This is a genomic window from Photobacterium angustum (genome assembly GCF_002954615.1).
Classification (GTDB): domain Bacteria; phylum Pseudomonadota; class Gammaproteobacteria; order Enterobacterales; family Vibrionaceae; genus Photobacterium; species Photobacterium angustum_A.
In genome coordinates this window covers 709,577-732,269 of the sequence record NZ_MSCJ01000003.1, presented here as the reverse complement: position 1 = coordinate 732,269, position 22,693 = coordinate 709,577, and the positions used below count along the sequence as shown (strand labels likewise).

The 22,693-nt window shown below is 37.1% G+C and carries 21 protein-coding genes and 1 tRNA gene; 8 read left to right on the top strand and 14 right to left on the bottom strand.

Translation table 11 applies throughout. The annotated features are described in order from the left end of the window. Positions 1 to 331 precede the first annotated feature (331 nt). The 6 genes from BTO08_RS17965 to BTO08_RS17940 all read right to left on the bottom strand — a co-directional run bounded on the left by BTO08_RS17965 (position 332) and on the right by BTO08_RS17940 (position 9,252). Positions 332 to 2,341 carry a diguanylate cyclase domain-containing protein gene (locus BTO08_RS17965; RefSeq protein ID WP_105061976.1) on the bottom strand — a complete coding sequence of 670 codons (2,010 nt, stop codon included), beginning with the start codon at positions 2,339 to 2,341 and terminating at the stop codon, positions 332 to 334. Further along, positions 2,331 to 2,948, bottom strand: coding sequence for a YfiR family protein (locus BTO08_RS17960; protein WP_105061975.1), 618 nt, complete (start codon positions 2,946 to 2,948; stop codon positions 2,331 to 2,333). Before BTO08_RS17960 ends, BTO08_RS17965 begins: the two co-directional genes overlap by 11 nt. 9 nt (positions 2,949 to 2,957) lie before the next feature. Beyond that, the gene (locus BTO08_RS17955; RefSeq protein WP_242446295.1) at positions 2,958 to 5,099 is read right to left on the bottom strand and encodes a TonB-dependent receptor plug domain-containing protein; all 2,142 of its coding nucleotides are present in this window, start codon (positions 5,097 to 5,099) and stop codon (positions 2,958 to 2,960) included. 501 nt (positions 5,100 to 5,600) lie between these two features. Beyond that, positions 5,601 to 7,541, bottom strand: coding sequence for a monovalent cation:proton antiporter-2 (CPA2) family protein (locus tag BTO08_RS17950; RefSeq protein ID WP_105061974.1), 1,941 nt, complete (start codon positions 7,539 to 7,541; stop codon positions 5,601 to 5,603). 11 nt (positions 7,542 to 7,552) lie between these two features. Beyond that, on the bottom strand, positions 7,553 to 8,167 hold the full coding sequence (locus BTO08_RS17945) for an NAD(P)H-dependent oxidoreductase (protein WP_105061973.1): 615 nt from the start codon (positions 8,165 to 8,167) through the stop codon (positions 7,553 to 7,555). 170 nt (positions 8,168 to 8,337) lie between these two features. Next, complete coding sequence (locus tag BTO08_RS17940; protein ID WP_105061972.1) at positions 8,338 to 9,252, bottom strand: AraC family transcriptional regulator; 915 nt, start codon at positions 9,250 to 9,252, stop codon at positions 8,338 to 8,340. 228 nt (positions 9,253 to 9,480) lie between these two features. Here BTO08_RS17940 and BTO08_RS17935 point away from each other — a divergent pair, with 228 nt between their 5' ends. Continuing rightward, complete coding sequence (locus tag BTO08_RS17935; protein ID WP_105061971.1) at positions 9,481 to 10,632, top strand: iron-containing alcohol dehydrogenase; 1,152 nt, start codon at positions 9,481 to 9,483, stop codon at positions 10,630 to 10,632. Positions 10,633 to 10,701: 69 nt separating this feature from the next. On the opposite strand, the gene BTO08_RS17930 is transcribed toward BTO08_RS17935, so the two are convergent. Beyond that, the gene (locus tag BTO08_RS17930) at positions 10,702 to 11,169 is read right to left on the bottom strand and encodes a GNAT family N-acetyltransferase (RefSeq protein WP_105061970.1); all 468 of its coding nucleotides are present in this window, start codon (positions 11,167 to 11,169) and stop codon (positions 10,702 to 10,704) included. A gap of 131 nt (positions 11,170 to 11,300) precedes the next feature. Then, positions 11,301 to 11,798 (bottom strand): lipopolysaccharide transport periplasmic protein LptA, encoded by a 498-nt coding sequence (lptA, locus tag BTO08_RS17925; protein ID WP_105061969.1) that lies wholly within the window; start codon positions 11,796 to 11,798, stop codon positions 11,301 to 11,303. Between the two features lie 381 nt (positions 11,799 to 12,179). On the opposite strand from lptA, the gene BTO08_RS22390 reads away from it, so the two are divergent. From BTO08_RS22390 to BTO08_RS17915, 3 genes are all read left to right on the top strand, one after another. Beyond that, positions 12,180 to 12,323, top strand: coding sequence for a hypothetical protein (locus BTO08_RS22390; RefSeq protein WP_198038501.1), 144 nt, complete (start codon positions 12,180 to 12,182; stop codon positions 12,321 to 12,323). A gap of 145 nt (positions 12,324 to 12,468) precedes the next feature. Further along, positions 12,469 to 13,113, top strand: coding sequence for a DUF1007 family protein (locus tag BTO08_RS17920; protein ID WP_242446294.1), 645 nt, complete (start codon positions 12,469 to 12,471; stop codon positions 13,111 to 13,113). Between the two features lie 19 nt (positions 13,114 to 13,132). Continuing rightward, a complete protein-coding gene (locus BTO08_RS17915; protein ID WP_105061967.1) occupies positions 13,133 to 14,128 on the top strand; it encodes a nickel/cobalt transporter in 996 nt (331 codons plus the stop codon). Positions 14,129 to 14,144: 16 nt separating this feature from the next. Here the strand turns inward: BTO08_RS17915 and BTO08_RS17910 are convergent, their stop codons facing one another. Next, complete coding sequence (locus BTO08_RS17910; RefSeq protein ID WP_105061966.1) at positions 14,145 to 14,546, bottom strand: ACT domain-containing protein; 402 nt, start codon at positions 14,544 to 14,546, stop codon at positions 14,145 to 14,147. A gap of 45 nt (positions 14,547 to 14,591) precedes the next feature. Next, positions 14,592 to 15,890, bottom strand: coding sequence for a lipopolysaccharide biosynthesis protein (locus tag BTO08_RS17905; RefSeq protein ID WP_105061965.1), 1,299 nt, complete (start codon positions 15,888 to 15,890; stop codon positions 14,592 to 14,594). Positions 15,891 to 16,759: 869 nt separating this feature from the next. Between BTO08_RS17905 and BTO08_RS17900 the strand changes: the two genes are divergently transcribed. Both BTO08_RS17900 and BTO08_RS22510 read left to right on the top strand, forming a co-directional pair. Beyond that, positions 16,760 to 16,833, top strand: a tRNA-Gly gene (locus BTO08_RS17900). Between the two features lie 181 nt (positions 16,834 to 17,014). Beyond that, the gene (locus tag BTO08_RS22510; protein ID WP_255418313.1) at positions 17,015 to 17,137 is read left to right on the top strand and encodes a hypothetical protein; all 123 of its coding nucleotides are present in this window, start codon (positions 17,015 to 17,017) and stop codon (positions 17,135 to 17,137) included. A 41-nt stretch (positions 17,138 to 17,178) separates the two neighbouring features. Here the strand turns inward: BTO08_RS22510 and BTO08_RS17895 are convergent, their stop codons facing one another. Then, positions 17,179 to 18,084, bottom strand: a complete 906-nt coding sequence (locus BTO08_RS17895) for a hypothetical protein (RefSeq protein WP_105061964.1) — start codon at positions 18,082 to 18,084, stop codon at positions 17,179 to 17,181. Between the two features lie 238 nt (positions 18,085 to 18,322). On the opposite strand from BTO08_RS17895, the gene BTO08_RS17890 reads away from it, so the two are divergent. Both BTO08_RS17890 and BTO08_RS17885 read left to right on the top strand, forming a co-directional pair. Then, positions 18,323 to 19,267, top strand: a complete 945-nt coding sequence (locus BTO08_RS17890) for a questin oxidase family protein (RefSeq protein WP_105061963.1) — start codon at positions 18,323 to 18,325, stop codon at positions 19,265 to 19,267. 218 nt (positions 19,268 to 19,485) lie between these two features. Next, entirely contained in the window at positions 19,486 to 19,731 is a 246-nt protein-coding gene (locus BTO08_RS17885) for a hypothetical protein (protein ID WP_005365946.1), read from the top strand. Between the two features lie 76 nt (positions 19,732 to 19,807). Here the strand turns inward: BTO08_RS17885 and BTO08_RS17880 are convergent, their stop codons facing one another. The 3 genes from BTO08_RS17880 to BTO08_RS17870 form a co-directional block, all read right to left on the bottom strand. Next, on the bottom strand, positions 19,808 to 20,125 hold the full coding sequence (locus tag BTO08_RS17880; RefSeq protein WP_105061962.1) for a hypothetical protein: 318 nt from the start codon (positions 20,123 to 20,125) through the stop codon (positions 19,808 to 19,810). Positions 20,126 to 20,332: 207 nt separating this feature from the next. Continuing rightward, the gene (locus BTO08_RS17875) at positions 20,333 to 20,509 is read right to left on the bottom strand and encodes an ATPase (protein WP_005365948.1); all 177 of its coding nucleotides are present in this window, start codon (positions 20,507 to 20,509) and stop codon (positions 20,333 to 20,335) included. A 225-nt stretch (positions 20,510 to 20,734) separates the two neighbouring features. After that, positions 20,735 to 22,438, bottom strand: a complete 1,704-nt coding sequence (locus BTO08_RS17870) for a phospho-sugar mutase (protein WP_105061961.1) — start codon at positions 22,436 to 22,438, stop codon at positions 20,735 to 20,737. Positions 22,439 to 22,693: the final 255 nt, after the last annotated feature.

Genomic DNA, 22,693 nt, shown 5'->3' with positions numbered 1-22,693 from the left:
TCAAACAAGGACTGTGATGGATACTACAGGAAGTAGTAAAGGTAGATAGGATATTTACCAGTCAGGACGACATAGGGACACTTCAAGAAGAAGTAATGGACACCTCTAAGGAAAGAGATGAGAGTTATAACAGGATGTTATGACGGGTTATGGAAGCCATAGGAACAACTTCAGGAAGAAGTAAAAAGGATTATGCTGAAGGATTACAGCAGTCAAAGGAATGATGCAAGGAGCACTATAGTAGCAGGATGGCTGCAAGTAAGACCTAAGGGCGCAACGAAAGTTGCGCCCTCTCTTTTAGTACTATGTTAAACAGTGCTGTCTAAATCCACTATTCGGCTGATGAAACTGCTTTGAGTTGATTAAACTCAGTGATACGCCCTTTACCTTGCATCTTTGATTGGTACATCGCCATATCAGCACAATGTAAGACACTATCAATCCCCGTCACATCTTCAGGTTCAATATAATAACAACCTATACTCGCACCAATATTAATACTATGACCTTTAATATTAATTGGTTGGGAAAGACTGTTAATAATTCGCTCTCCTATATTCAAAATAGGCTCACGACTCTTTACGGGATTGAGTACTGCTACAAATTCATCTCCAGCTAAACGCGTAACAATATCGTTTTGACGAACACTCATCATTAATTTCTTAGCGACAATTTGAAGTACTTTATCACCAATATCATGGCCGTAAGAGTCATTTACAAATTTAAAACCATCTAAATCAATAAACAGTACAGCCATTACATCGCTACGAGGAAAAGTCAGTGCTTCTACTAAATAATGGTGTAAGAACTCACGATTTGGCAAATGTGTTAATGCATCGTGCTGTGCTATATACGCTAAACGTTGTGCTTCTTTAACTGAGCTGATGTCGGAAGCCAACACAACAATTTGGCTCTCATTGCTTTCTGTATCAATAAGTTGATTTATTTTTAAATGTAATGGTGTCTTAACACCTCTCTTACGATTAAAGAATGAACACTCACCTTGCCACTGCTGATCTAACGACAGCGACATTAGAATTTCTTTTCTCATAAGTAGTGTTTCGGTTTCAATTAATACCGAACGGTAATATTTCCCAATAATTGTTCCGTGTTCTTGACCTATAAGTTCACAAAACGCTCGATTCACCATCTCAATATGACCTTGACTATTGAGTAATAAAATCGCTTCACGGCTATTTTCAAAAATCTTCGCTGCCAACTGTTGTTGTCGCTCTGCCACACTCCGTTCCGTCACATCTTCTAGCGTAAATAAAGTCTGGTTTTTATGCTGTAATGGATGGCTCACGACTTGATATATTGCCGTCCCTTTTGTGCCAACCGTTTTAACCAAATCATGACTAAACTGCTTATTGCCCTGTAGTGTTTGCTCTAGTTGATATTGAAAATTTTCCAGGTCAATCGGCTTAATCACATCACAAATATGTTGAGATCTCAGCAGTTGTGGTGAATCGTGAAATAGTTTTGAGCTACTATCATTGGCTAAAATAATATGTCCAGAATGATCCACAACTAGCAGCGCATGCTGTACCGTGCTGATCACATCATCGGCAAATTCTTTCTCATATTCTAATTGAGAAATAGTCTGTTTAATTTTTAATTCCCGCTGGTTCAGTTTAATGATCATCGTATTAAAACAATCGATCAATTCACTTATCTCATCTTTCGAACTGGCTTGATGCTGTACAATTTCAGTTTGATTAAAATGAATTACATTAATCATCGCATCATTCAGTTGACGAATGGGACTGATCATCCAATGCCGTAATCGACGGATAACGAAACTACTAAATAAAATTAAAATCACTAATAAGTACAAGCTAATTTCTATCTGAGACGATTTAAGAGCATGTAATCTATCAAGAGACACAACAATGCGCATTTTTGCAAGCTCTGTGTTCTCTATGTAAATAGGGATCTGCATATATAAATACTGGTTACTAAAAACATATCCCCGCGTTTTAACCATGATTTCTTCTGCATCATTTGTTGGTATATGCCTATTATCGGTATTGTTAAATCCAGCAAAAACGACATTATTCTCCGTTAACACAGAGACAGATACGATCATAGGATCGGCTGAAAATGCCGATAAAATCTCTTGTCCTGTTGTCGCATCATCAAACTGAATAGCAGCAGTTAAATTCGTTCCAATACCCGTACTTAATATCGTTATTCTATTTACTAAATTCTGCTTTTCACTCTCTATATACTTGTAAGAGCTTAACGTTTGAAAGACGATGAAAAGTACAACAACAAAAAAGACTAACGGCAAATATAAACGTTGATTAAGAGAAAGAGAATTCATCCAATTATTGCGCATGATTTTCTCCTCCTTGTTGTTGGCTATTAAGAGAAGGAAGTATCGCAATTTTCAATAATTTTGAGCTTATGGTTAACTCTGCTTTCTTGGCACTCGATATAGCAATAACAGGGCGGACTTTATTATTAATTGAACGTAATTCAATCATCCCTCCTTTTGCTAAAAAGGAATGACCAGTACCAATCGTCAGTACCCCTTCTTTAATTGGGATATAAGTTAAACCCAGTTCTTTTTGCCTAGAAATATAAGCAATTTGGCACTGCTCAAGCTGACTAATGCTCGTTAACGTAACAATTTTGTTATTTTTAGCTTTCAGTAATCGGCTTAATGTTAACGCGATATTATCAGTGCCTAAAGTGCAATAGGTTAATGTTCTGTTGTCTTGAGGCCAAGTAACAAACTGAGAAAAACGGTAAATATAGACTGCCGATATTTCATAGTCAGCAACACTATCTGCATTGGCTTTATTTGAAAAAGTATAAATACAAATAAATACAGCAGCAGTAAAGTACAGAAAATACAAACGGCAAAAATGGTAAGGCTTTGCAAGAAGCCCTACCATCTTATTCAATACAACTTTACCCGAGGTGCGATGGTTACTATGCATTCGGCCTCATTACAATTTTGTCCATGAAAAACGTAAAAACGCTGCTTCTTCTAGTGGTGCTGTATTCGGTAAATCTTCATATGTTGAACTACCTAAACCATCAACCACAAACTCAACAAGTGGCCATTCTTGATTATATTGCCACGCAACACGTACATCTATTGTCGTTACTGCAGGTGCTTTATAAAAAGCGATTGGCGATGATACTGAGCTCTTATGCTTTAGCCAGCCATCAATTTGCCATTGTGAATTTAAAGTCCACATCGTTTGTAAAGAAACGTAATGTTTAGGCTGAAGATTATACAAAACTTTATAACCGCCATTATCATAGCTATTACATGTCATATATTCAGAACTACATTCAGCCTGAGTATCAATATAACTGTATGATGTATTGATATTTATATTATCTGTCGGCTGCCAAAAGAGTGACAATTCAGCACCGTAACTTTGTGCATCAATTGCATCAACTAATTTAAACTCGTGAACCGCTAATTGACCTGGTTGTGTCGAACCATCAACACATTCACCGTAGCGACAAAACCATAATCCATTATCAAGCATCCGCAAATTTTCATAGTGACTAAGGAAAATCGTTGTATCGATCGATAATGTATCTGAGAGTTTCCCTCTATATCCTGCATCCCATGTGACAACCGATTCATTATCCATATCAGGATTACCCGCCGTCAACGCAAGCATTGGGTATTGCGCATAACAGTTTTGAGTTGAAGCATCACAATTCGGCAAGGGTGCGACCACAGATCCTAACCTATATAAATCAGTCGTCGAATCAACCGAGGAAGGTGTTACAACAGCTCGACCAACGCCCGACCAGAATTGATGGTCATCAGAAGCGCGATACAACAATCTCGCTTGAGGCTGAATTTCAGTCGTATTATTACGAGTGAAATGTTCAACTTTTACCCCTAGGCTAGAGGTGAACTTATCTGTTAGCTGAGTTTCTAATTGCGAGAAAACATTATAAATTTGCTCGCGCTCTGTTTGCCTTGAACTAGTACGATGATATGGTTCCATATCAAGGTAAAAGTCTGTTTCTTTCTCAGGAACTTTTATTTTGGTATAACGCGCACCTAAGCCTAATGTCAGCTCATTATTTTGATTTATTTGCTTAATTGCTAATACATCAGCATTAAGTGTATCGTATTCACCATTCGCGGAAGGTTCAGTTCTTGAGTTGCTATCAATCCACAATGTGGCTTCATAGTGGGTATCATCAACTGTTTTTCCCAAGTTTAAATTACTATAAAAACCGCGTGAAAAATCTTCCAATCCTGTTTGATAGCCAATTACAGCGCTCATTGGATCATTAGGGTTAAAGGGCTTCTCTAAAATATCATAGCGATACCAATCAGAATGCTCAGACTTGGTATGATAACCGCCTATCTGAAATGTTAAAAATCGATCATCTTCAACATAGTCAGTGCGGAATGAAATATTATAACTATTCCATTCATCATCATTGAAAGTGTAATAGTCTGATTGAACACCTTTAATTGATAATCTTGCTGTTGTTACATCATTAATTTGAAAGCCGTTACGATAACTAACTTCTTTATAATTATATTCACCCGCTGCGACTTCAAGAAATTGCCCCAACGTTTCATTACTATTTTTAGTAATGATATTAATGACACCGTTAGTCGCATTTCCTCCCCACATTGTCCCAGCGGAACCACGCAATATTTCAATACGATCAATATCATCTAAAATAGCATCAATGGTGTGCCAAAAAGTCCCTGACATTAAAGGGCTAAAGACACTACGACCATCAACCATGACTAATAATTTATTAAATAGAGCTTCGTTTAAACCACGTAAGGATACTTGCCAATTAAATTCACTGATCTTAGTCACCTGTACACCTGGCGCTAAGGCTAAGGCTTCTGCTATCGAACGAACACCACTGCGCTTAATTTGCTCATTGGTAATAACATAAATAGCAGCAGGCACATCACTTAACGATTGTTCTTTCTTTGCTGCCGTCGTCACTGTCACACTTTGTGTTGTGAGGTCATCTAAATCCATCGACATCAAGTCATCAATTTCAGATGCTAATGAAATATTGGCATAGCTAGAAAAATAAAGTACCGAAAATAAAATAGGTGATTTGATTAAGTAATTATTCATAATTATTAGAAAGTAATAGTCTCAAACTAATTCTAGCAAAGTAGTTATGTTTTTTAATAATTACAATTTATAAACTTAGAACACCATTTAAAATACTAATTAAGCATAATAAGTAGTAAGAAAGATTTTTTTAAATTTATAATGAAACAATTAGACAAACATACAGCTAACAAGACGCCATTTAAAATGTTTAATATACATTTATAATCATAACGATTAATAAATTGTTACTGAGTGAATTCCTAAAAGGCATTATATTTTTCTTAACTAAATGTAAATAACTCGACTCAGTTAACACTAAATCACCACGCCATTAATAATGATAACATAAAAACAACAAACCCATCTTGATAGTGTATTTTTATTACCCATCACCCTCAATAAATAATAGTGACACCTATTAATTCGACACTGTTTCAATATTCAAATTAAATGATTCATTTAACAAAAAAGGAGCTTTGCAGCTCCTTCCTATTATTTAAAAATGACACTCATCACCTATTAGTGATCATGCTTTTCAACTAAATCTTGTTCTACTTCATCATTAAACACTTTAGGTGGTGGCGTCCAACCACGTTCTGACTTCGTATGCTTGTCGGTCCGCTCTTGTTTCATTACATCACTTAATGTTGATTCTAATTGGTTAAACAATTCCACATAGGAGGTATTAAAACGATCTTCTTCTGTGCTTTCTAACCATGTGTGATAAAGCTTCTCTTTGCTTCTAGCTTCAGTTTCAACAAATGTGGCCTTTTGCTGCTCAGCTCTGAATGGATGCACCCCTAAATTTTTCAACGCTTCTGTGCCCAAGGCTAGTGCAGAGCGGTATGTTTCACTGATCACGTAATCAGCACCAGCACAACGTAGCGAATAATGATGACCTCGATCATAAGCACGTGCCAATACGCGTACTTGAGGATATGTTTGCTTAATATAATGGACAAGCTCTGTGGCTCGTTCTTTATCATCAATGGCAACAATAAACAGTTTTGCATCTTCAATACCTGCGGTATGAAGCAAATCATGTCGCGTCGCATCACCAAAGAAACTTTTAATATTAATTTGGCGCATGTTGTCAATTTGCGTTACAGAGTGGTCAAGCACGACCGTTTTCACCCCATTAGATGCCAATAGTCGGTTTACAATCTGACCAAATCGCCCAATACCCGCAATGATGACTTTTCCTTGCTCATCTATTTCATCGGCTTCACGCTCATTTTTAGCCTCACAAAAACGGGGCAAAATCACACGATCATATAAAATAAATAAACCTGGTGTTAAGAACATCGATAACGCAACCACCAGTGAGAGTGTTTGGCTCATTGACTCAGGTAGCACATTGTTTTGTACGGTATAGCTTAATAATACAAAACCAAATTCACCCGCTTGCGCCAAACTTAACGCAAAGAGCCAACGGTCGCTGCCTTTTACCTTGAATATAAAAGAAAGTACCAACAGAACAATAAACTTAACCAGCATCACACCAATGGTTAAACCAACCACCGTGCCAAATTGATCAAACAGTACGTTGAAATCAATCCCCGCACCGACGGTAATAAAGAAAAGCCCTAATAGTAACCCTTTAAAAGGCTCGATATTAGATTCAAGTTCATGTCTAAATTCACTATTGGCAAGTACCACGCCAGCAAGAAAAGTTCCGAGTGCTGGCGATAAACCAATCAGGCTCATTAAGGCTGCAATACCAATAACTAACATCAATGCTGTTGCGGTAAAAATTTCACGTAAGCCCGATGAAGCAACAAAACGGAATAACGGACGGCTTAAATAATGACCACCAACTACAACACCAGCGATCGCTAAAATAATTACAATCGCATAAGCCCAACCTGGAAGACCCGCTACTAGGCTAAGATCATCATGATGCTCTGCAGCTTTTGCCACAACGGCTTGAGACTTTGCCACTAATTCAGGTACTGCCAGTAAAGGGATCAAAGCTAACATTGGGATGACGGCAATATCTTGGAACAGCAATACTGAAAATGCGCTTTTACCACCTTCCGTTTTGCTTAGCCCTTTTTCACTGAATGTTTGCAGTACAATCGCAGTAGAAGAAAGTGAAAAGATAAGGCCAATAGCAAGGGCGTAAGACCAAGCAATATCAAATAAATGAGCAATCCCCATAACGGTTAAAGCGGTAACAACAACTTGTAAACCACCTAACCCTAATAAGCGATGACGCATACCCCACAACATTTTAGGCTCAAGCTCTAAACCAACAACAAACAGCATCATAACGACACCAAACTCAGCAAAATGCTGAATCGTCGTGGTTTCACTACCAACTAAACCAATAACGGGACCAATAACCACACCTGCGATTAAATAACCCAGTACTGAACCTAGCCCTAATCGCTTAGCAAGCGGAACAGCAATAACGGCGGCCACCAAATAGATGAAAGCCTGCAAAAAATATCCAGTCATAGTAGTCTCTTCTATTTAATGACTAATTCTAGGCTGTGATTCATTTTTGATAATTTACTCGCAACCTCATAGTTGAATTTATTATCTTGAATCGCAATCAGAACACGTTTCCAATTTTGAATATGTTGTTCAATACGGTTCTCTTCATTCGCCATACCCGCACCAAAGAGCGCAAACGGCGCTAGAAAGTCCATACCCGTTAACTCTGCCATTTGCTCTAGAGGTTGCAATAACTCACGAATGGTATAGTGGTTAAAACCATCTTTACGATAACTCGATTCAGGGCCTCCAGCAGTCAAAGCGCAAAAGAATTTTTTACCTACCAATTCATTCCCTTCACTGCCATATGCAAATCCATATTCAAGCACTAAATCTTGCCATTCTTTTAATAACGATGGGGTGGAATACCAATAGAGTGGAAACATAAATACAACAACGTCATGTTCACGAAGGCGCTGTTGTTCTTTATCTATATCAATACGATAGGTTGGATATTCGGCATATAAGTCAACGCACGTTATATTGGCAATAGTTTTAGATGCATTAAATAAGGGTACATTGATCTCTGAACGATTTGGCGAAGGATGCGCAAATAGGATCAGAATTTTAGGTTGAGACTCAGGCATGATTTTCCTGTTTTAATAATAATTCGTTCCACGACGACGATGTGACAACTAACCGCTTCTAAAGTTCCGTACTATGTATACAAACAATAAGTTACATCCTTAAAAGGAATAACCATTATACCTGAAATTACACAATCAACTTTAGTTAAATATTTATTGATATCTATAGATTATTTTCGTGAATAATCTGAAATTTCATCAATACGGCTAGGCGGTACACCAAAATAACGTTTAAATTCTCGGCTAAATTGAGCAGCACTTTCATAACCTACTCGTTGAGACGCTAGGCTTGCTGAAAGACCTTCTTGCAAAATATAGTTTTTTGCATGATTCAACCGAATTTTTTTGATGTACTGCAAAGGAGGATCCGTGACAACTTGTTTAAAAACTTTATGAAAAACTGAGACACTCATCCCTGCCATTGCTGCTAATTCATTAACATGTAATTTTTGCGCAAAATTCTTTTGCACATGACCGATCACGGTCGAAATTTTAGCTAAAGAACTATCTTGCTCGCAGTAGTGTGCCAATAAATATCCCTTCTCACTTTGCAATAAGTAATAGAAGAACTGACGGAGAATCGAGGGACCAAGTACCTTAGCATCAAGAGGATTATGCAAAACATTAAGCAACTCCAACATACAAAGATACATTGACTCAGTCATTGGTGCAGGAGAAACACCACAGCGTGTGTCTAACTCTCCCCAATTTTTAGACTCTAATTCCATATCAGAAACTAACTGGCTGATCGCATTAATATCAAGATCAATATTGATCCCCATTAATGGTTCTTGCTGAGAGGCAAATGTTTCACATGTTATAGGATAAGATGTCGACACAATAAGACATTGTTCAACGTCATAACCAAACTGATGTTGATTTAAATGCCCTATTTTACTTCCTTGAAAAATAACAACAATTCCTTGCTCATACATTTGTGGCGTCAGCTTATGGTAACGATCAATACGAAATAATCGCACGCCTGTTAGCAACGTATGCACCCGATTAGTTTGGTCTGATATTTTGTAATATTCACATAATTGACTAGCAACTATAGCTAGCTGTCTTTTAAGCTCAGCTTTCATTGTAAACCCATCAAACCTATTTATTAACGATCGACATAACAGTCATTGTTTTGTCATTCTACACCTATTTACCTTATAACGAACATAACACAGCAATGTAGTTAAAATAGAAATAGGCAAGAAATAAAGAGAATTATGTATTTAGTTTATCCTACGTTCGCTTCTACACTAGAGTTCTCAACACAATAATTAGAATATCAATATCACAACGATATAACGGAGCCTACAATGGATAAGTTTACCTACCAAAACCCTACAAGCATTCATTTTGGACAAGGTCAAATAGCAGCAATTAGCCAAGCTATTCCAAAAGATAAAAAAGTATTGGTTATTTACGGTGGTGGTTCTATCAAATCAAATGGTGTTTATAACCAAGTAACAGCAGCTTTGGACGGATATAACTGGGGAGAATTCTCAGGCGTTGAGCCTAATCCACAGTATGACACACTGATGAAGGCCGTCGAACTGGTTAAAACAGAAGGTTATGATTACCTATTAGCGGTAGGTGGTGGCTCAGTTGTTGATGGTACTAAATTTGTTGCCGCTGCTGCCTGTTATCAGGGAGAAGATCCTTGGAACATTTTACTTAAGCAAGAGCCTGTCACTAAGGTTGTTCCTCTTGGTTGTGTATTAACCTTACCTGCAACGGGTTCTGAAAGTAATGGTGGTTCTGTAGTTTCGCGTGGTAAAGACAAGTTATTCTTTGGCTCGCCACTCGTAAAACCCGCATTTGCTGTCTTAGATCCACAAACAACATTAAGTTTATCTCCTCGCCAAGTAGCAAACGGTGTTGTTGATGCCTTTGTTCATACAATGGAGCAGTACTTAACTTATCCTGTGAATGCAAAAGTCCAAGATCGTTTTGCTGAAGGTCTGCTGCATACCTTAATTGAAGAAGGTCCAAAAGCATTAGCTACACCCGATGATCTTGCTGTTCGAGCTAATATTATGTGGTCAGCCACTCAAGCACTCAATGGTTTAATTGGTGTTGGTGTCCCTGCAGATTGGACAACACATATGATTGGTCATGAATTAACAGGTAATTACGGTATTGATCATGCTCGTACATTAAGCATTGTATTACCTGCAGTTATGAAAGTACGTCGTAAAGAAAAAGAAGCAAAATTATTACAATATGCCGAGCGTATCTTTGGTTTAACAACAGGTACAGCAGATCAACGTATTGATGCTGCGATTGAAAAAACAATCGCCTTTTTCAAACAAATGGGTGTCCCAACAACACTTACTGACGTTGATTTAGGTGAAAAAGATATCGATGTTCTAATCGAAAGCCTTAAAAAACATGGCATGATCGCATTAAGTGAACATCACGATATTACGCCAGAGATAAGTCGTAAAATCTTAATGACGGCATTATAAGTTTATATTGTAATACGGTGGCAATATGAAAAAAGGGAGCATTAGCTCCCTTTATTATTTTTGTAATCACTAAACCGAAATAGTAAAACGCTGGCGAGTAACATCACCCCAGTAGCTATCGTGATAAATATCTTCAACATACTGTTCATTTGTGTACGCACCGATAGCACGACGCCAAAAAGCAATAGCATGTACTGCGCCTTCAATTTGCTTACTTTCCCATTCACCTGGCATCATTGAAAACAAGCTATGTGCGAAACGTTGACCTGCTTTATTTTTACGAAAGACAGGCACAACATAGAAATCACATACTTCATAATGACTGTTACCATGATCAGCAATCGCTGCTAATCCCGCTGGTACACCATCAAAATATAAAAGAAAGCCAAGTACATTACCTTCTATTGGCGTATCAAGTGCAAATTTACCATCGTTATCAGGCACTTTTTTCGTCAGTGGTGAAAACTCAGCTTCATATGCCTGAGTTAAGTTTAAATAAATGGATATGTTTGAAGTATTAACTTGTACTAATTCCACTGCAGCGACCTTCTTTATCTATTTTATTTGTCTTTCTCTAAGATCATTGATCAGTTCTTTGAACAACGTGCAAAATCTATGTCAATTTGACCAAAATAAACAAGAGTAATAAGTACTTCTGTTTATTTTACTCATCGATTATTTAAATTTTCAGGCAGTAAAACAGTATTCACTTGGCGTGACTTAGAGCCTTTTGCTTTCATCACCTGAGAAGCCAAGTTATAGCTTATTTCAGCCGCTTGGATCGTACTGCCATTTTGAGTTATTTTAGCCTTATCCTTTAACACCATCATGTTATTTGTTGGTGTATAAATGCCGTAAAGCGACTCTCCATCCACAACCTTTCCATCTTCCATTACACGATGAAAGTAAGCTGGTTTACCATAAACTTCCACACTCTTTAGTGCTTTTGTTTTGCTGTCCAGCTTTATCACGGCCTTATCCGCTTTAATCTGAACGCCACCCTGTGTGATATCAACCTTTCCAGTTAACGTTGTAATATTATTGATAACATCAACATCTTGTGTAATTGCTGCCAAATGGATAGGGAGTTGTGTATCTGCTTTTTCAGCCCATGTCGATGAACTCAGTAACAACATACATCCAGCCGCAAATAGCTTTAATTTCATACTTAGTTTCTTCTACTCTATTATTTACTTCTTCTTTGCTTATTATACCTTGAAAATCAGCAAATAGCGGCAAAGCTATGAATAATTTGAAATGGCGTTTTTTATTTTATCAAAACGATCACTAATACCAAGTTTAGTCTTACCTGTGTCACATGGTTCAAAATTAGTGTCATCTAAAGACTCAATGTCAGTTTATAGATTATCTTACTGTAAAGATTTATATTACAAAATTATACATCTACAAACTCTAAACAATATAAAACATTTATCAATCAGTTAATTAAACCACATATATTCTAACAACTAAGATTTGACATGTCGTTAACACACCTACCGCTATGCGTGTTATTAATAAAGAATTACATCATATTGGAGTGCTAGATGATCATCAGACAGAAGCTATATATCTCACTTGGCGTAGTGTTAACACTGATTGCAGGTTTTGACCATAACCAACCACTTGCCATCTTTGGTGGTATCATTATTGCGACTTCTGCATTTTTACTCGCAGAATTAAACCACTAATCTTAATTACCATATATCCTCAAGATTATTTGCACTGAATTCACTTTGAGCAAGCTAGAGCCACTGTTATAATATAACATTACTTTAGTCTTCTTTGATGCTTAATCATAGTGCCAAGCTTGTAAATATGGAGATAGCATTTTCTATGCGTTGGATTTCTTTTCCTGCAATATTACTTTCGTCTTTAACCTTGTTTTCAACCGCTAGCCAAGCACATCCACACTCATGGATTGATATGAAAACCTATATTCAAGGTGATAAAAATCAAATCACAGGATTTAAAATGGTATGGACTTTTGATGCCATGACAACCGCATATATGCTGGATGGTGAAGATATGTCGCCGGAAAGTAAGACAGAAACGCTTGCTCGTGTTGGTGATTCTGTAATGAAAAATATGATGAGCGAGCATTATTTCACTTACTTTTATAATGACCAAGAACCAATCAAATATAAAATCGCTACCGATGGGGAACTAACAAAAGAACGCGCCAAAGCGACACTGACATTTGAACTTCCATTATCTAAACCTCAACCAATAACCAAAGATTCTTTACGACTACTAATTTTTGAACCAAGTTACTATGTCGATATGTCTTGGAAAGCAAAAAACGACATCATCTTATCGCCAGAGCTAAGTAAAGTATGTACTTTTGACCTCGCTGAGCCTAATCCAAGTCCAGAGCAAATGCTTTATGCCCAGTCATTACCACCTGATGCCGATCCGGATAATGCACTTGGTCAATTATTTACACAAACAGTAAAACTACATTGCAAATCAGCCGACTAACTCTTATTAAAGGATTTCCATGGAGCATCATCATTCCGAGCAACATGCTCATACGAACAAAGGAAACTATTGGTTAGGTGCAAGCCTTGTTGCCACTTTTCTAATTATTGTCGGTTATTTACTCTGGCACAATTGGCCAACGTTAATGCTTAGCACCATAAAATGGCAGCGTGAAATAAATGGTCAATTGAGTGACTTGCTTTATGACGCCAAAGAAAACCCCGCAGCAATCTATTCGCTTGCTGGCGTCAGCTTTTTATATGGTGTATTCCACTCATTAGGTCCAGGACACGGCAAAATGATTGTGACGACCTATTTAGCAACAAACCCAGCAAAAGTAAAAGCAAGCTTGATCATGACGGTTATCTCTGCTTTTCTACAAGCTTTAGTTGCTATCGTGTTAGTCACCGTTCTACTGGTGTTTTTTAATTCATCGATGCGTGAAATTAATAGCGCTGCAGACCGATTCATCACGCTTAGCTTTATTGCCATGTTATTACTGGGTGTAATTGTTGCTTACCGAGCTTTAAAACAAAGCTGGCAATTATACAAACAGAAAATACATAAACATGACCATAGTCATAACCATAGCCATAGCCATAGCCATAGCCATAGCCATAGCAGTGATTGTGGTTGTGGGCATAAACACTTTGCTGATGCAGATAGTATTAATCAAGCAACTAATATGCGTGAATACATTGCAATTATCGCCAGTATTGGTATTCGTCCATGTACAGGCGCAATATTAGCGCTGCTTTTTGCCAATATGGTTGATATGTATTGGTTAGGTGTAGTGAGTGCTTTACTGATGGCTGTGGGAACTGCGCTGACGACTTCAACGATCGCTACGATGACACTTTCGGGTAAAAAGCTGGTGACAAAATATCTTGCTTACTCCGATCACCAGCATTCATTTGCCCCATTAGTATTTAAACTATTTGGCGGCTTATTACTAATAGGTCTTGGTTTACTGCTGCTTAATAGTCAAAGCTATGGAATGTCGCCTGTGCTCTAAGTAAATCTATTTTATGCTAGCGTTGCGATAGTTCAGTTAACGCTAGCATAGCTTGCTCTGCATGATTTTCATTGACGAAAATATGGTCATGGTAAAACCCTGCCATCACATTGGCACTAATTTCATGCTTAGCAAGCTCTGATGCTACAGCAGCAGTTAAACCAACAGCTTCCAAACTTGAATGTACTTTTAAAGTAATACAGCGATACACATTATTGATTTCAATATTATGTTGGACTGCACTTTCATAGCTTAAAATAAATGTCATTCCTTCTTCTTCACGAAATGTCGCTAATGGTGACATAGAAGCAATAGCATCTAGATTAGTATTTTCTGTACAACAAAAAATATAACGCGTAAGGCTTAATTCTGGTTGTAAATTCACAAGAAGTTCTGTTAAGTCAGTGATACCAGTCATTTTTCTCTTTCCCTAAAATCAATCCAATACAGTATTAAGTACAAGCTAGCTATTGGATAAAGCCAGCTTATACCCGTTTAATATTTTACGTTCAGCAATCGTCGATAGAATAAACATCATCACATAACCTAAACATAATGCGACAATAATAGCGACGACATTTGCAGTAAATATCGATAATAAATAATAACTTGCGATTAGTGTAATGATACCGCTAAGACGAATGATTAAACTTAGTGTGAATTTCCCATGAGCTTTTATATAGGCTAATTGGTAAGCATTTAGCATCATAAAAATAAAGAACATAGAAAAATGAAATAATACAATCACTGCCCCGTGATACTGAGGGGGAAAAACAAAACCTATAATTTCACGCCCACCGATAAGCATGATGAGGAAAAATGACACACTCACTATTGCTGCGAGACGAAAAATCCAACGTCTTATTGCTTTAATTTGTTGATGATCACCTTGCTTAATGCATAAGGTTAACTCAGGCAAAACAAAACGATAAATAGGAAATACAAATAGCATCGTCATATAAGTGAAGATCGGACGAACAACGACTTGGAAGTCACCAAGCTCATCTAAGCTAAAATGCGTAATAGTCAATAAAACCGTGATATAAATCATTAATATACTCGCCCCTGCTTCTAATGAGGCAGTGAAGCTTTTGCGAACATAGTTACGCATATTGGGATCAAATTGAACCGATTTTATTGGTTTAGTCGCAATTTGTTTACGCCGCTTCCAATACATAAAGTGGGCAGCAACAAGCGATGAAAATGCCATGCTATAAAACAATGAGGCAAGTGGTGTAAAGTGCAACACGTAATAACAAAAAATAAAGCCCGCTACATTCGTCACAGGCTCTATCCAAGTCACTTTATTAGACACATCATACAAGCGATACATGGCTATCAAGTTGGTAAAATAAACCTTCATTCCCATGCTAAAAATCACACCAACCATCTCAAAATAGCCAACGTTGATGTGTAATTCGTGTTTAATGTATGGAAGCACAACTCCCCATGTTAAGAGAACAATCGTGATCAAACAAAATCGGAAGATGTTAATAATATCACGATCATTATTCGTTTGGCTGTAAGTCACAACCATGGAAGATCGAAAGCCTGTCATCAATATTAATGATAGAGATACAATATCTATCACACTATTAAACAGTGCTAAATCGTCTTTATTAACCCACTGAGCGAGCCAAATCTTAAATAAAAACCCAATAGAAATACTGGCTAGTGTCGCGGTAACACCAGCTTTAAAAGCCGTCTTCAATCGAGATAAAGCATCTTCACTTGATGGTGGGGCAATATTTTGCTTTTCCATAAATATAAACAATAAATTATCAGACTAGTTATAATACGTTATTTATCTGTAAATATCTCACGTAAATATAATAATCCATTAATCCTTTATTGGTTATATTTCTTTAGGTGATGAGTATAATGACTCGAAAACATTTAACTCTGATTCAAGTTCCGACAACAATAATGAAACATTTGCAACATCACCATTCTTAACACAGATTTTAATATTCTCACGAATAGTTTTAATTTTATTTCTACTAATAGCTATTAACGACATTTCTTGAAATCCAACGTAAGATAATACAAGTGTAATATGTGAAAGACATTGTCCACCCCAACGATATTTGTTTGTTAGGACAATGAAATTTCTTTATTTAAGCTTGAATAACACCTCCGAATGTGACGAGTGTCACACTTATTGGTGGGATGAGTCACATATTAGTCGAGAGAACTATTTAACGCTTAGAAAAAGACAGTTATTGATTACTTCACCTTCTGCTTATATAACTGTTCAAACGTCAAAAAAGCAGTATCTAAACGGCTTAAAAGTCGATTTGCCATATTATTATAGTGATGAGATAAACAGAAGCGTATTACACGCTCAAGATTTTTTATCATAAACCTTGCAGACGATAATCGAACACGAAGTATTAACTTTCCTGTATAACTTTTCTTCATATTATTAATAATGTAATGTGAGTGAATTGGTATAGATTTATAATAACTAAATATTCCATGCAGTATATATATCTGAAATCGAAATCATACATATACAAATTGCTATAAGTTACAGTAATTCTGTATTAAATTCATTTTGTTAATATTTAGCCTTTCTTGTTATTTTTTAATTGACTCATCACTTCGCAAAACTTATGGTAAAACTACAGAGCGGATATCGTATAATGGTATTACCTGAGCTTCCCAAGCTCAAGAAACGGGTTCGATTCCCGTTATCCGCTCCAGTCTTTATCAAGACCTACTCTTTAATTTTAACGAACTGATTCTCTTATCTATAACGTCAATATTTTGATTAATATAAATCATCTTACTTTACTCATGATACACACAAAATTCTGCCCACTTGAATCTCTTTATTTAACTGCGTAAAGTTGCCTTCCTTACTACGACTAACTGAGATAAATAATGAATAATTGGATTATATTAGCCTTTCTTAGCATATTCATTATCGGCTGTGCTCACTCACTGTCAGAAGGCACATCGATTCAAGCTCATGGCAATGTTGAAATGAGCCGCAGTATTAAGTAATTATAAAAATAAAGACCAACATATTTTGTTGGTCTTTATGTTTAATTTCCTAACGCCACACCAAAATGTTCATCACAGGACACATTGCTTGGGCTACCACCCGAATCATAACCACAATAATCAAGCTCTAATATATTGTATTCTTGGCGTGTTTCTTCTAATAACTGCACAAACTCTTCTTTTGTCACCTTACGCTCTCGATAATAACTCGCATATGTTGAAGCCCCCATAAAGAAACCTTGGGCAGTACGTACTCGAGTATCATTCGGTGGTAGTGTCGTTAGCTGATTTTGGGTAAAACTCCCATCGGGTAAACGTACTTGATAAAGTACAGTATCATCACCGATCAATGTTGTTGTGGTACTTAGCGTCATGCCAAAAGCTTCAAATGGTCCAGATAAATTACCATCACAATCTGACGCGCTTTGATCAGCACTAAAGACTTTTTCATTACCGTTATCACCGCATATACCAGAGCCAACAACATCTTCAACAGAATCACATTCAGATGAATTTTTAGCTGGATACAAAAACACGTTACGCTGTTTAATACTGTTGCCAATGACTTCTAAATGAATAAATCCGCGATAGTGATCGTAACGATATGGCCAACTCGCAGAAACATTGGGATCACCATCTGCCCCTAAAAAGGTATATTCGCCAACCCACCAGCCTTCTTCACGTTGCCAAGGAACAAAATCGAGTAAATTAACACTTTCTAAGTCGCATTCAGGTTCTGGAACCGATTGAGTCAAGATCTCAGACTCAGACTCAGACTCAGACTCAGACTCAGACTCAGACAAGCTATCATCTACCGGTTGGGCTTCAACCGATTCTGACTGTACAGGCTCAGGCGTTGTATTTACCTTTACTGCATTTGCATTATCACTATTACAAGCCATCATTGAACCACACGCTATCAACGTTAAAAATATTCGCCAAGCCATAAACTACAACCTATTAGTCATCTCTTAATAGAACAATGTAGTTTGCAAATGTATGGTGCTATTACTCAGTTATAAGATTTCATCACTTTTACTAGAAACCTCATCAATAAACTCATTCTATATTTCTAAAACACTGCTGTTATATTACTATTTTTCAATCATTTAAACGATTAAAAGTAGGCACTCTTATTTAGAACGTCTAATCTTGGATATGTTGTAAATTGCATGGAAGCGATATATGAAAACATCATTATTAACCAACGAATTAATTGTAGCGGGATTACAATTTCAACCAACCTATAAAAATGGGATCAGTAATCATTTACCAATGACTTTAGTTGCACTTGATCAAATGGGAACAAATGACGAGTGTGTATTACTTTTCTATCATCAATATATAACGCAGCTTGAAAACGTCGTTCGAAATGAGCCCTTTCTTAAACAAGCGAATGAAATAGAACAACGTATTAAAAATGATGGTGTAGAAACAACACTCATCGCCTATATGCCAAGGTTAATTGCTAGTTTTAATGCACAAGCTTTCCAGTGCATGATACGGTTATCTTATGCGATAAAAAGTCAGCAGCAACGTGAGATCGCTTATGCATTAGCCTATTGGGATCAAAGCTATCAACTTATTACTCCATTATCGATAACAGAGAAATACAACGCAGAGCAGCAGTTAGAACAACTGGTGTATGCTTTTTCAAATAGTTCATTCCAAACCAATAATGTTAGTCAGCGTATTTTTGAAGTGGCACAGCATCCTAACTATCTAAAGCTTGCTCCCGTCCCTGCTGATATAACAATAGAAAAAGTATTACAGTTAGTCGTTGAGTATTACCATAAGACAAATAACTCTACCTTATTACATGGTATTACTGCCCTTCACGCTTTTATCGAACTGTTACAATATTTCCCAGATAAACAAACAGCATTACAATGGTTTTGGCAAAGTTATACAGCCGCTTTTGCGACAGTAGGAAAAAACCTTCCGCAATCTCGTGATGTATTACCGCCTCCCCCTCACCTAAGTTGGCTTGAAACAATCACACTTGGAGCCTTAAGTAACAATGATCACACGATAACGCTGATATATAGCTGTAGTGAGCTTTATAAGCGTTATCCATTGGCAGAATTAAAGTATATTGCGAATCAATGTATAGCCAATGAAAGCCTTTAATATTAAGTACTATCAGCCATATGATGATGTTTATATGGCTATTTTCTATGCAGTCCGTTTGTGAAACTTTCATTTATTTAACTTAATCTTATACGATACAAAGCTAGCCATTTCAAAAATAAAGCATCAGAGGTAGAGTATTACCTTGTAGAGTTAAATTCATATCTACGTTATTTTATAAATAGCTTACGCTTTTTTTACTATGTGGTAATTAACAAATGAAAATTGAACAAGACGTTATTGAAACGCTAGAAGAGCTAAAAACCTTTATTATCTCAATTGAAAATGGTGGTTTAGGCTTAAAAGATGTAGAAGGCATTGGCTTAGCTAAAAATAACGCTGATGGTCGCCCTTTCATCGCTGTTTTTGATAAGAATCAGCAGTTGATTTATGGACGCTGGTTAAGCCAAGATGTTTATGATAATGGTAAAGATATTGTTCGTAACGGTGTGAAACATCACTAATTAAATACTTTAGGATCTGATCTTTATCATATTGTTATTGCGTTAGATCCTAAATACTGACCATAAGACATCTTACCTATCGTTTTAGTATTTTAGGTTTAGATCTATATTGAAAATAATTCGGCATAAATAGTTTAGGCTCTGTGGTTTTATCGAGTACTTTTACAATGTAAGCAGTAAGGATATGCCGACCAATCTTTAACGTATCTTCTGTTAACGATAATGGGATTTTTGAATGTATTTTTACTCGCTGCAGATCTGAACGATGTTGAGCATTCACTGCAACAATACTTGCTTCATGCCTTGTTTTACAAATAATACAAACATAACAATCAAACTTACCTGCACGCCCCCAGCCACTTAGAAATATATTCTTGGCGGTCACATAATACATATATAGGTATGCTCACACAGCCGTAATAATAAGCACACATTAATGCAATCAAGTGCTTATGTCATATGCTATTTTGTTACTACTTAGAACCTATATTGAATGACTTTTTTGTTTATATTATCAATTTGTTAGTATCGATAATTACAGAAATAATCAAGCCCCTGTATATTTGACAAAATCATCTTAATACAGAGGCTCAGTTAATACTTATTCCGGTTTTCTTTCACCGGTCATAAATGCATGAAGAATTTCTGGTGTTAGCTCACCTGCCTCTTCTAATCGCTTTAATTCAGCAACAATTTTCTTCTGCTCATCAAGCTCGGGAATAGGGAGCTCTGGCTCTTTTTCGTAATCATCAGGTATAGATAAATTTAAATCATGCATAGGAAACCCTAACTTTTTAAATAGTATATTATTTGCTGATTATACACGTAAATGTTTCACGATAGCATCTTGTTTACCGTTTCACATACATAGCCAAATGGTCTTTAATCTGCACGGCTACTTCCACGTTGTTTACCGCAGTCACCGCCATAAAAAATGCGGCAAAATAGATCATTGGTGATCTATTATTGCCGCACTCATCATCGTTCTACTAAATCGATTTACTTACAATGACTGTTGGTGCTTTTCAATCAACATATCCATCGCTTCTTGAGCACGTTGCTGGGCATGAATCATGGTATCTTCATGTAACATAGGCTCTACTACTTCGTAGTAACATTTTATTTTTGGCTCCGTCCCTGAAGGTCTAACAATAACGCGAGCCCCACCTTGTAAGTGATAGATCAATACATCACTAACGGGTAATTCAATACCTTCAACCGTACCATCACTAAATGTTCTCAATGATTGCTTATAATCTTCTGTGCATACAATCGGTAACCCTGCAATCTCTGTTGGTGGTTGATGGCGTAATGTATCACCGATAGGCGCTGCGGTTGGATCCAATCCAATACTACGTTGTGCATTAATATACAAACCATACTCACGATAGATAGCTTCTAATTGATCCCAAATAGTTAGCCCTTTTGCTTCCAACTCTGCAGTTAATTGTGCAAACGCAACTAATGCAGATAAACCATCTTTGTCCCACACCTTACTACCAATGGTGTAACCCAATGCTTCTTCGTATGCGAAAAGGAATTGATGCTCTTCTGTTTGTTGTGCCATCGCTACATTAGTTAACCACTTAAAGCCCGTTAACGTTTGGTAATAACGCGCTCCAAGAGTCGTCGCAATCTTGCCAAGTAAGCTTGAAGATACAATTGTATTCCCAACTAGATTTTGATTGGCATGTGCATGGCTTAATAAGTAATAGCCGAATAATGTACCAACCTGATCCCCTGTTAGCATTTGGTATTCACCGTCGTCACGACGAACCGCAACAGCAAAGCGATCTGCATCTGGATCATTGGCACAAGCTAATACTGCATCGTGTTTTTTTGCTTCCGCAATAACAAGATCCATCGCGCCAGTTTCTTCAGGGTTAGGAAATTTGACTGTTGGGAAAGTACCATCAGGCTCTCTTTGCGCTGCAACACTGTAAACATGGTCAAATCCAGCATCAGTTAATAATGTTTCTGCCATTTCGGCACCAACACCATGCATTGCCGTATAAGCGATGTTAATTGATTGCGGGTTGGTGTGATTCATCAGTAACGGATTAGTATTCATCGTTTGGCGATAAGCTTGGTAGTAGTCTTCATCTAGCCAAACGAGTAGCCCTTTATCTACAGCCTCTTCTAGCGGTAAATACGATAATTCATGTTTTGTCGCTTTATCAATTTCATCAGCGATTCCAGCATCTTGCGGCGGAATAATCTGTGCACCATTTTCCCAGTAGACTTTAAAGCCATTGTATTGCGGAGGATTATGGCTGGCAGTAACAACAACAGCAGCAGCGGTATGAAGATGTTTCACGCCAAAGGCAACAACTGGCGTTGGCGCCACTTTTACCGTTAAATAAACTTTAATGCCTTGTGCGGTTAATACTGATGCTGTGTCATGTGCAAATTGTTGTGAATCAGGTCGCCCGTCATAGCCAATAACAACACCTTTGCTGGCCCCTTCAGGGACTGAACGTAACAGATATTGCCCTAATCCTGCCGCCGTTTCTTGAATGACTAAGCGGTTCATTCGATTAGGCCCAGCACCAACAACTCCGCGTAATCCCGCTGTACCAAAGGCTAATCGACCGTTAAAACGATCCGTTAACTCTGCTTGATTATTGTCTTGGATAAGCTGTTCTAATTCATTTCGTGTTTTTGGGTCAGGATCGCGTTCCAACCAACGAGCGATATCACTATTCATTATTATTGTCCTGCTATGTTGATGATTTTCTGAATCACAATCGAATTGATATGTTCAAGAAGTTGCATCATTAAGTACTACATCATGCTATCAATAAACCACAAATGATAAACATTCGCATTATATACCATGCTCTTTTTATCATATTTACATCTGTATGTTTAATTATTGCACACGCAAACGATAGCGTGGATATTGCTCAGTACCCCATGATTTAGCGATAAAAATAATATACTGATGCACTACAATTACGAA